Origin of the sequence: Bradyrhizobium sp. Tv2a-2 (genome assembly GCF_000472425.1) — a bacterium.
Lineage (GTDB): Bacteria > Pseudomonadota > Alphaproteobacteria > Rhizobiales > Xanthobacteraceae > Bradyrhizobium.
This window is the reverse complement of sequence record NZ_AXAI01000041.1, coordinates 26,896-37,297: the sequence shown is the minus strand read 5'-3', so window position 1 is coordinate 37,297 and position 10,402 is coordinate 26,896. Positions and strand designations below refer to the sequence as shown.

The window sequence follows — 10,402 nt, the reverse complement described above, 5'->3', positions numbered from 1 at the left end:
AACGAGCTCGCGCCGGACAGCCCGGCGTGACGCAATGGTTGGGAGGGCGAACAGCACTTAATGCAGTGCCGGTCGATCCGGCGATCAGGACAACCCACTAGGGCCACGGCATCATCGAATGCGTGTTGTTGACTGGGACCTGATCCGCGGAGGGCATTATGGCCAGCGGTCATGGGTACCGCGCTAACAGGCCGAACACATGGCTGCTCCGACCAACGCTGCAAAGTGAAGATTCTTCTTGCCAACCGGGAGCCGTCCACACATGGCCCTTCGCGACGAAATCAGCCTGTCGCCTGCATGTCGGCTCTGAGGGGGTAAACCGGACCTAATAGAGATCCGGCAAAACTGTCGCGATTGACCCATAGCAGCCCTTGAGCCGCTGCCAGTGCTTAGACCGCTTGAACCTGGGGTACCCTACTCCACCAATTCAAGGTCTTCGCGACATCGGCGCGGTGCTGACGAGGCAAGATATTTCGACTATCCTTCAATGCGGACCATCAAGGAGGGGCAGACAGGGACCACGAGAGGAGATCGATGAGCACAGTAAAAAACGCTCTGGCCCAGAAGAGTGGCGCCCTGATCCATGTTCGTTCCGGCGACATGGTCGTCGAAGCCTTGCGCCAGATGCGCGACAACCGGGTCCGGTCGGTGCTGGTCATCGACGACGACGTGCTGGTCGGTATCGTGACCCAGGGTGACTGCGCCATCAAAGTGCTGCTGCCCGGACTCGATGCGAAGCAGACGCCAGTGGGCCAAGTGATGACGGGCAACCCAGTGACGGTCAAGCCGGACGATCGGCTGGACGGCTGCATGGCAATGATGGCTGAGCGCGGTTTTCGCCATCTGCCAGTGCTGGACGCGGGCAAGGTCGTGGGCGTGATCTCGATCGGAGACGTCGTCAAGAACATCATCCGGGATTTGGAGCACAACGTGGGCGACCTGATGGGTTACATCATGAAGGACGGCCCCGGGGGCTGACAGACGAACCGCGGTGCCGTCGCCCCCCGCGTATGTCTGCTTGTTGCCCGTTCGAGACATGCCGACTGACACTGAAAATGTCTGCTCATCGGGGCGTACCGGAAGTGGTCGGCGGGCGGTCAAAGCGACGCGATTGACCCAGAGCGGACCTCGACCGCAACCACGGTGCCAGGCAGAAGTATGGGCCGCATCGCTCCGTCAGATATCGGCGATGTCAGCTAGCCCTGCCTTCAACCGTGGACCAGCGAAATCTAGGAACGCGCGTATCTTCAGCGGCACCAGCGCCGGCCCGGTGTGGACGAGGTGGACAGGTATTGGCTCCGGACTATGCCTGCGGAGCAGGCTGACCAGCCGCCCCTCACGGATCGCGCCGGCCGCTTGATAGGACGTCAACCGAGCGATACCGACGCCGGCGATGGCGGCTTCGATGACCGCATCGGCCGTATTGGCGGCGAAGCGCGGCCTTATCGCTACGGCCTTCGCATCGGTGCCACGTCCGAACGGCCAGGTGCGCACCATCTGCAAGCCCTCAAATGCGATGCAATCGTGTTCCGCTAGATCGTCCGGCGCAACTGGTGTTCCATGCGTCGAGAGATAGGCTGCGCTCGCACAGACCACCCAGTGAATCTCACCAATCCGCGAGGCGACTAGCGCGCTGTCGGGCAGATGGCCGATGCGAATGGCCACGTCGACGTGGTTTTCAACGAGATCAATGACATGATCGAAAAACGCCACGCGGACGTTGACCTCCGGATAGGCGGCAAGGAACGAGAGCACGACCGGCGTCACATGCAACTTGCCGAACATGATCGGGGCGGTAACCAAGAGGTCGCCGCGGGGGGTGCGATATTCGCCTGCCGCCGCACGTTCAGCCTCGTCGAGTTGCTCGAGAACGCGCCGACCGGCCACGACGAAAGCGTTGCCAGCGTCGGTAAGCAGCAATTTGCGGCTGGTCCGGATCACGAGCTGCGTACCCAGACGGGCCTCAAGCTCAGATACGTTCCGACTGACGGTGGGAAGCGGCATACCGAGTTGACGGGAGGCCGCCGTCAAGCTGCCACCGTCCACCGCCGCGAGCAGCGTCCGGATTGCCTCGAACCGATCCATGCCATGCTTCCATTTTTTGAAAGTCTCACTTCAAAAACTAACGGATACCACCCGAAATCGAAAGGTCCTAGCTGTTTGGCGGGGCACGATCGCGAGCACCCTCATCAGCAAGGCAACCATGACCAAGACCATTCTCATCACCGGCGCCTCGAGCGGCTTCGGCCGCGATACCGCGGAAAAGCTGGCGCACGCCGGCTATCGCGTGTTTGCAGCGATGCGCGACATCACCGGGCGCAATCGCACCCATGCCGACGCGCTGCGCGGCCAGAAAATCGGCGTCGTCGAACTCGACGTTACCGACGACGGCTCGGTCGAGCGCGCGATTGCTTCCATCCTCGCCGAGGCCGGCAAGATCAGCGTGCTGGTCAATAACGCCGGCATTGCGTCGGCGGGTGTGACCGAAGCCTTCACGGCCGATCAAGCGAAAGCCATCTTCGATACCAACGTAATCGGGCTCCTGCGCGTTACGCGGTCCGTGCTGCCTTCGATGCGTCAGAACCGCGATGGCCTCATTATCAACATCGGCTCGATCCTCGGCCGAGTGACATTCCCTTTCTTCGGCATCTACGGCGCGAGCAAGATGGCGGTCGAAGCTTTGACCGACAGCATTCGGCTGGAGGTCTCCCAGCTCGGCGTAGAAGTGGTGGAAGTTCAGCCGAGCGCCTACCCGACAAACATGTACTCGAGCATCCAGACGCCCGCCGACCGTGCCATCACGAAGTCCTACGGCGAGGTCGGGCAGATTCCTGACGCCATGTTTAAGACCTTCATGTCAATGTTCCAGGGCAAGGACGCTCCGAACCCTCACGACATCGCCGAGGCCGTCGCCAAGCTCGTCGGCCAGGCGAAGGGCAGTCGCTCCGCGCGAACGGTGGTTGGCAAGGCGTTCGGTGCTGACAAGATCAATGCCGACGTGGCTCCCGTCCAGAAGGCCGTCGTCGGCGGTTTAGGCCTTGGGCATCTCGAAGAACTCGCTTGACGGATCGTTGCGGGTCGGCGCTCTGCCGTTGACGCGTCCTTCTGTAGACTTGGAGTGCCGATGATGGCCTGTCCTATCGATACTGTCAGACGTTTCTACAATGCGCTTGGGCGCGGCGACGTGCCGGGTGTTCTCGCGACGCTCAACGAGCACGTCGAATGGACGGAGGCTGAGCGCTTCCCCTATTACACCGGCACCTGGCACGGCCCCGAAGCCGTATTCCAGAACCTTCTCGTCCGTGTCGCGAACGATTGGGATGGCTTCGCTGCGATCCCCTCCGACTTCGTCTCGGAGGGCAATCGCGTCGTAGCACTTGGGACTTATATCGGAACCTACAAAAAGACCGGCCGTCAAATCTCGGTCCCGTACGCACATGTCTGGACCGTGACCGGCGAAACGCTTTCGAAGTTCGTCCAGTTCACGGACACGGCAAAGGTGCTCGAAGCACTCGGATAGGTTCGTCGCCTACGCACGGGGGGGCGTGATTGATTATCGGATAACGTCAATTTGGCTCCGTCGAGCAAATCGGCGGCCATCAGCTCGGCGCGCCCCGCGTCGCCGACGCTCCCAACTGTAAATGAATGGCTTCCTCTCACCGCATGGAGGCCATCGCACTCATCATCAGGAGAAAGGCAAAATGCGCGCGATCGTACTGGAAGGGTTCGGTGGTCTGGACAAGCTCGTCTACAGGGATATTCCCGAGCCGGAGCCAATGGCGGGTCACGTCGTCATTCAGATCAAGGCCTTCGGCGTCAACCACGCCGAGATGCATATGCGCCGCGGCGAATGGGCCGAGAACGCCAATGTGATCGGCTTGGAGTGCGTCGGCATCGTGAAATCCTGTCCAGGCGGCGAGTTTCCCGTCGGCGCAAAGGTTGCGGCGATGATGGGTGGCATGGGGCGGACTATCAACGGCAGCTATGCTGAATACACGCAAGTGCCGGTCGACGTCGTCACGCTAGTCAACGTGGATATGCCGTGGACCGAGCTCGCGGCGCTCCCGGAAAGCTACGCAACCGCCTGGACGTGCCTCTTCCGCAACCTCGAGATCGAAAAGGGCCAGACCTTGCTGATCCGCGGCGCTACATCGGCCTTCGGGCAAGCGGCAATCAATCTCGCTGTCGACGCGGGTGTGAAGGTCATCGCGACGACGCGGCAGCGCGAACGCTTCCCGTTTCTCGAAGCGCTAGGCGTCAGCCGCTGCGAGATCGAAGGGCCGGATCTTTCGCAGCGTCTCCCGGAAACCGGCAAGCTCGATCGCGTGCTGGATCTCATCGGCAATAGCGTGATCGTGGATTCGCTTTCGATGCTTCCGCGCTATGGGCGCGCCTGCATCGCTGGCTGGCTCGGCGGGCTCGCTCCGGTGAAGGATTTCAATCCGCTCGCGCAGATGAACAGCGGCGTCTACCTGACGTTCTTCGCGGCCTTTCATTTCGGCTTACCCGGTTTCCCGCTCTCGGACGTTCCACTGCAGATGATCGCAGAAAAGGCGGCGTCCGGTCGCTTCAAGGCGAAGCCGGCGCGGGTCTTCAAGTTCGACCAGATCCGCGAGGCGCACCGCGTGATGGAAGCGAACGAGGCAGGCGGAAAGATGGTCATCGAAATCGCCTGAGACGTACTGCCGGTTTTGGCCCTTGGGCGACTATCGGCGGCTTGGTGGAGAGGTCCGCTGTTTGGCGAAAAGCGGACGAGCTCTCGGATTAGGCCCACTCGCTAAGGCCGCTCTCGAGGTGATTCATTAGCCGGACGAGAAGATAGGGGGCGGCTAAAAGTCTGGAGGTAAAGTTTCGTGGACCGGTCTCCCTGGTTCATTCGCAAAAAGCTGGAATTAAATACAGAAAGCCCACCTTCATCTCGGACTAGGGTTTTGGCGACGGTGCTGACTTAGGCCAGGTTTGCCTTTCAGCGCAGACCAGACGATAGATGAGGCAGCGCTCGATTTCTGAACCTGGACCCACCGCGGACGTTCAGCCTCTCATCGGTCGATCAGTCCGTAAATGGTTCCACCGCGCTCTTTGGGGCCCTCGTCAATGCACGCATTAGCATGGCCCGCAGGCGTAACGATGATCGGCCTATCGGGTGCATTTTGATTGAGGGCCCGCTCGCTGATATAGCTCGCCGAGCGTCAGGCGGCCTTTGTGCGCCCTTGACTTCGTACGGCTCTGCCGTGACCGAGGAGTTTTGGTTCTCCAGCTATTTCAGCGAAGCCTCGAGTCTATCGTCGAAAGTGCAAGGTTTCGATCGCGTTCGCAACAAGCCTAGGGTCTGACGAGATTTGCCGGTTGTCTTGGTAGATTGGCAAGCTGCCCTGCAGCAGGCCCTTTGGCTTCGACCCTTGTCTTATGAGCGTCACTTGAGAGATATTGCGCCGTCTCACGCAACAGGTCGATGGTCTGCAGCGTGACCTCCGTCTGCCGGGACGGGATCGTGATCCCAGCCTCCTGGAAGGCTTCCAAGATGGCGATCCTTAGATCAGCGGCCACGTTGCCACCCGCGTTCAGATCGACAAAGACGTAGAGTTTGAACGTGAGGCCGTCTAACCCAAAATCTTCAAAATCGAAGGACGGTGCAGGCAGTGTCAGGACACTGGGATGGTCCTGCGCGACCTTGAGCAAAATCGATTTGACCGCCCGCGGATCGGAGCCATTCGCAGCCCTAACCGGGATCGCGAGGCGACGCTTGTTGTCGCGCAACGTCCAGTTCTTCACCTTCTCCGTGATGAAGTAGGAGTTCGGAATCACAACGCTCGCTCGCTCAAACGTCTCGACCTCGGTCGAACGAACGCTGATCTTGCGAACATAACCTTCTTCGCCTCCGACGACGACCAAGTCACCGATCTTGATGGGGCGCTCAGCCAGAAGGATTAGCCCCGACACGAAATTGTTGACGATGCTTTGGAGACCGAAACCGATTCCGACGGAGAATGCGCCCGCCAGGATCGCGAGATTCGACAGGTCGAAGCCTGCGTAAGAGAAGGCCGCAAGCGTTGCGACAACCACGCCGCCGTATCCCACTCCAACGCGAATCGAATCGCGGAGGCCGCCCGAAATACCCGCTGCCTTGAGGACCCGCTCATCGAGCCAGCCCTGGAAAAGTCGCGCGGCGCCATAGGCGAGCCCAAACACGATCACCGACGCGAGGAGCACCGCAATGGATACTTGGGTGTTGCCAACCCGGAAACCGAAGAAGAGCTGCGTGTACCAGTCGTAGACGTCCGGCCAACTGTAACCCCACTGGAGCAAAATGAGGGGCACGGACAGTATGATGACAATAGCCTTGAGGAACAGGCCTATCGGCAGAAGCAACCGCTCGTGCCGCCGGTGTTGCTCACCAAAGCTCCCCCAGAGCCAGCGGCCCGTCGTCGCGTGGTCGTCGCCCAGGCCCTGCATCAGTCCATCAACCCACAGCAGCAGCAGGTAGGAAAACGCCATAATGGAGGCGGTCACGACCAATTGTTGCGCGAGAAACCGAGCAAGCGCCAAGTACCCGGCAAGCGCCGATACGACGATCGCGACGACCGCGATCCAAACAGGGACCCGCAGCACGCCGAGCAGCCGCGGTGAGAGGGTTCGGTCCTGGTGCTGCCCCTCCAGCGGCGTAAGAAGAATGGCAACGATAATTCCGGCCACAAGCAGGCTCGACGGAAGTGCGACCGCGACTGTCAGCGCAAAGGGGGCTTGCACGACGCGAGTGACCATGTAGAGCAACGTGGTCACACCGTACACGATTGCGAGCGCCAGAAGGAGCCCACAAATCCGACGTGCTGTGCGATCAGAGACAGGAACCAGTCGCCAATGCGGTACCCGCGGCGCGAACGCACTGATGACAAGCACGCTGACTGCGAGAACGGTGATGATTGATTGCGCAGTCGAGTACAGCAGCCAATCGACGCGTTTAGGCAGTTGGTGCATGTCGGCGACGATCCCGTAGAGGAAAGCGATCGGCACCACGACCGGCAATATCCACAGCAAGGCGATGGCGCCGGCGACCGCAGCCCGCCGCCAGAAGGGTTGATCAACGTCCTCGGTCCGCCGGCGGCGCAACCGCCAGGTTCCGTAGGAGGCGGCAACAGCGAGCCCGAGCAGTAGCAGTCCGGCTTCGAAAACGACGAGCAACACCTCGTCCTGATCGCCGAGACTGCCCCACCAGTCGGCCATGATGTCGCGAACGCGGTATGTGGCCAATGGGACATAGTCCGGCACTCTCGACCAGGTCTCAGACGAGTAGATGCCAGGGACCGGCTGCAACAGGCGCGTCGCGAAATTCTTTCGACGGATGTCCTGGATGGTATCGATAAGCTTTTCGATGCGCAGGTTGGCGGAGTCGATCTCTTTCTGACCTCCGGTCAACACTCCGAGGTAGTAGCTCCGGTCAGCCCGACTTCGTGCTACGTCGTCCGGCTCGGGTGGTTGACCGGCGGCCGGCGCCGGCCCGAGCAGGCCCAATTGGTCCTTGGCGGCCGCGAGTGCAGGTTCAAGATGCGTTCGCAAGCTCCCAATCTCGCTGCGAACGCGCTGGAGCTTGTCACGGAAGTCGTTCAGTTCCGAATAACGCAAGCCCGGCTTTTGCAGGTCGCTCTCCAGGCCCGAAAGCTCCTGTTGCCAGCCCGCGATCTGCTTCTCGATGTCAACGCCGACACTCTTGTTGGCACGTGCGACGATCTCGGCCGTGTTGAGCGGAGCGGCAGGCGGTTTTGCTGGTTGCGCGGTGGCTTGCGCACCGGACGGAGAACCGGCCTGCGAAGCCACATCTGGATTGGGCGATGTCGGCGCCTGTGCGGTCTGAGCCTGAGCGCCGGCTACAACCAGCAGGGAAAAGAGGCTCAATGCCCACGCTACGAACCACAGTCGACGGATCATCGGCTGCTCTCCCATATCCGATGGTACTCCTCGATCCTGACGGCAATTCCGCTCAGCCGTCTCCGAAAACTTGATGGCCAGACAATGGCTCAAATGTGCGATTTCGTGGTCAGCCACGCTGGTGCGTGAATATCGATTCAGCCCGGCGGGGCCACGAATCCGACCCTGCGCGGCAGGCCGTCGTTTCGCGACAACGTCGACCACGCAACCGGGACCATCACCACGCGTGTCGCTGCGGCTTAGCTGGGCATAGTCAGAATGAGGCGTGGCGCCAAGCAAGCATTTACGTTGGGCGCATACTCAAAGGCGAGAAGCCCGCTGATCTACCGGTCATGCAGGCGACCAAGCTCGAGCTTGTCATCAACCTCAAAACAGAAGGCATTCGACTTGAGTATTTCCGATGGGTTGGTCAGCGCGGCCAATGAGGTGATCGAATAGCACGCATTGTGCGCCGCATGAGTCTGCAAATGGCCCATCAGCGAAGTGGGGGGCCTCACATTGAGGTCCGCTCAGGAGGGCATAGCGGACTGGATTTGCTCAGTTTGAGTTCTTCGCGTTTTGACCCCAAGCGGACGTCGGTTTTATTTCTTTTTACGCGTGACGCCGATGCGGACATGGTAGGGTCAGAACGTGGGGGCTGCACGCCGTCTCATCAGTGCCGATGCTTTCGCAGCCTCGGCGCGTGTATGAAGTTATTCGGGACGCAGCCGGCAACATCCAGCGACGGGCCGCATAGTAACGGCGAAGCCCTTGCTCCTGGCATCCATGCTTCGCGACGCCTCCGTTAAGGAGCCGTTGAGTTCGCTGCTGCTTGTGAACGTGAGCTATTGGCCCGTTTGCGACATGCCGTCGGACACGACAAATGTCGGCTCATTGTGGCGGACCGGAAGTAATCGGCTGACAGCCGAAACAGCGCTTTTGGCTCTAACAGGCATGCGCCGCAATGACGCACCGGCATCTGCCGGGGACGGGAAACTCGGGGTAGCTTTGGTGTGACCGACCTTTTGAAGTCGGTTTGAGAACCAACGATTTCGGAAATCGCCCGACGAGGGTTCGTTACACTGCTAGCCATTGCGTCGATGTTGCCAAGCGCCATGCTTGCTCCGGTTCAACTATCGCTTCACCGGAGAAAAAAAGGAACGGATGCGGCTCATGACGGAGGAAATTGTGGGCGGCCTGACCTGATACCTGCTTCTACAAATTCAACGTCGCTTCCGTCCCAAGCGAGGTTCAGACAGACACTTGGAGCCGCAAGCGGCCGTCACGTTGATGACGGAAGCTAAAGGTCACTACTGCTGACCAACGTTACCGCGGCAAAGGGATGCCGTTACACAAATGGTTCGTATCCTGCGTGGCACCAAGCAGCTCGTGCTCCGCAGTTGACAACAATAGTTCTCATCGGATTACTTACACAAACAAACATCGAACGAACGCAGGCGGGTACTGATGTCGGCCTATGTTCCCCATGGTGTTATTCCGGCGGTGTTGCTACCGTTCAATACCGACCTCGCCATCGATGAGCCCAGCTTTCGCAAGCATCTGCGACACGTCGCTGGTACGCCGGGCATCTCCGCAATAACGATCAATGCGCACTCGACTGAGGTGGGCTCATGCACCTTTGATGAACAGCGCCGCGTGCTCGACATTGCTCGAGACGAAGTTGGGAACCGCATCCCGATCATCAACGGCATATGGGCCGATGGCAGTCTAGAAGCGGCGCGCATCGCCCGCATGGCGATGGAAGGCGGTGCGTCGGCGCTACTTGTGTTCCCTCCTGGCCCGTTCACGCTGGGACAATCTCCAGAGATGGCGCTGACCCACTTCAAACAAGTCGCAAGCGCTACGGACCTGCCGCTGATCGCATTTCAGTACCCGCTGTCGACCGGACAAGGTTATCCGAAGGACACGCTGCTGCGCATGTGCGAGGAGGTGCCATCATTATCGGCCATTAAGGACTGGATCGGCAATGTAGCGCATCATGAATGGCACATTCGCACGCTTCAGCATTTGGCGCGGCCCGTTAACGTGCTGACGACGCACAGTGCATGGCTGTTTGCATCACTGGTGCTCGGTTGCAATGGCCTGCTGTCTGGAAGCGGCAGCGTGATATCCGATTTACAGGCGCAACTCTTCCAGGCCGTCCGAACTAACGATCTTACGGAAGCTAGGCAGTTGAACGAGCGCATCGAACCCTTGGCCCGCTGTTTTTACGCGGAGCCGTGGGTGAATATGCATAACCGCATGAAGGAAGCGCTGGTGCAACTTGGAAGGCTGCCTCGCGCTGTCGTACGACCGCCGCTAGTAAAGCTTGATCGCGTCGAGGTCGCACGCGTCCGTCAAGCTCTCATGGAGTCTGGCTTTGTCGACGAAATGGCAAAGAGCAGCGCAGCTTAGGTTGCGTGCTACCTAATACTAAGTAATGCATATTGCGGACTGATACTAAGAGCCAGAAGTCGGCTCTCGGAGGGAGGGAGCGACA

Annotated in this window: 7 protein-coding genes; 5 read left to right on the top strand and 2 right to left on the bottom strand. The window is 60.0% G+C overall.

Annotation, left to right across the window (positions count from 1 at the left end; genetic code table 11):
* Positions 1–534 precede the first annotated feature (534 nt).
* Entirely contained in the window at positions 535–978 is a 444-nt protein-coding gene (locus tag A3AI_RS0139400; RefSeq protein WP_084801195.1) for a CBS domain-containing protein, read from the top strand.
* Positions 979–1,176: 198 nt separating this feature from the next.
* On the opposite strand, the gene A3AI_RS0139395 is transcribed toward A3AI_RS0139400, so the two are convergent.
* A complete protein-coding gene (locus A3AI_RS0139395) occupies positions 1,177–2,085 on the bottom strand; it encodes a LysR family transcriptional regulator (protein WP_024520752.1) in 909 nt (302 codons plus the stop codon).
* Between A3AI_RS0139395 and A3AI_RS0139390 the strand changes: the two genes are divergently transcribed.
* From A3AI_RS0139390 to A3AI_RS0139380, 3 genes are all read left to right on the top strand, one after another.
* Complete coding sequence (locus tag A3AI_RS0139390; protein ID WP_349509718.1) at positions 2,084–3,064, top strand: SDR family oxidoreductase; 981 nt, start codon at positions 2,084–2,086, stop codon at positions 3,062–3,064. The genes A3AI_RS0139395 and A3AI_RS0139390 overlap by 2 nt on opposite strands.
* A gap of 60 nt (positions 3,065–3,124) precedes the next feature.
* The gene (locus A3AI_RS0139385) at positions 3,125–3,520 is read left to right on the top strand and encodes a nuclear transport factor 2 family protein (RefSeq protein WP_084801194.1); all 396 of its coding nucleotides are present in this window, start codon (positions 3,125–3,127) and stop codon (positions 3,518–3,520) included.
* A gap of 181 nt (positions 3,521–3,701) precedes the next feature.
* Positions 3,702–4,676: a zinc-binding dehydrogenase gene (locus A3AI_RS0139380; RefSeq protein ID WP_024520749.1), complete on the top strand. Its 975-nt coding sequence runs from the start codon at positions 3,702–3,704 to the stop codon at positions 4,674–4,676.
* A 646-nt stretch (positions 4,677–5,322) separates the two neighbouring features.
* Here A3AI_RS0139380 and A3AI_RS45650 read toward each other — a convergent pair.
* Complete coding sequence (locus A3AI_RS45650; protein ID WP_051382739.1) at positions 5,323–7,923, bottom strand: mechanosensitive ion channel domain-containing protein; 2,601 nt, start codon at positions 7,921–7,923, stop codon at positions 5,323–5,325.
* Positions 7,924–9,369: 1,446 nt separating this feature from the next.
* On the opposite strand from A3AI_RS45650, the gene A3AI_RS0139360 reads away from it, so the two are divergent.
* Positions 9,370–10,317, top strand: coding sequence for a dihydrodipicolinate synthase family protein (locus tag A3AI_RS0139360; protein WP_024520747.1), 948 nt, complete (start codon positions 9,370–9,372; stop codon positions 10,315–10,317).
* Positions 10,318–10,402 lie beyond the last annotated feature (85 nt).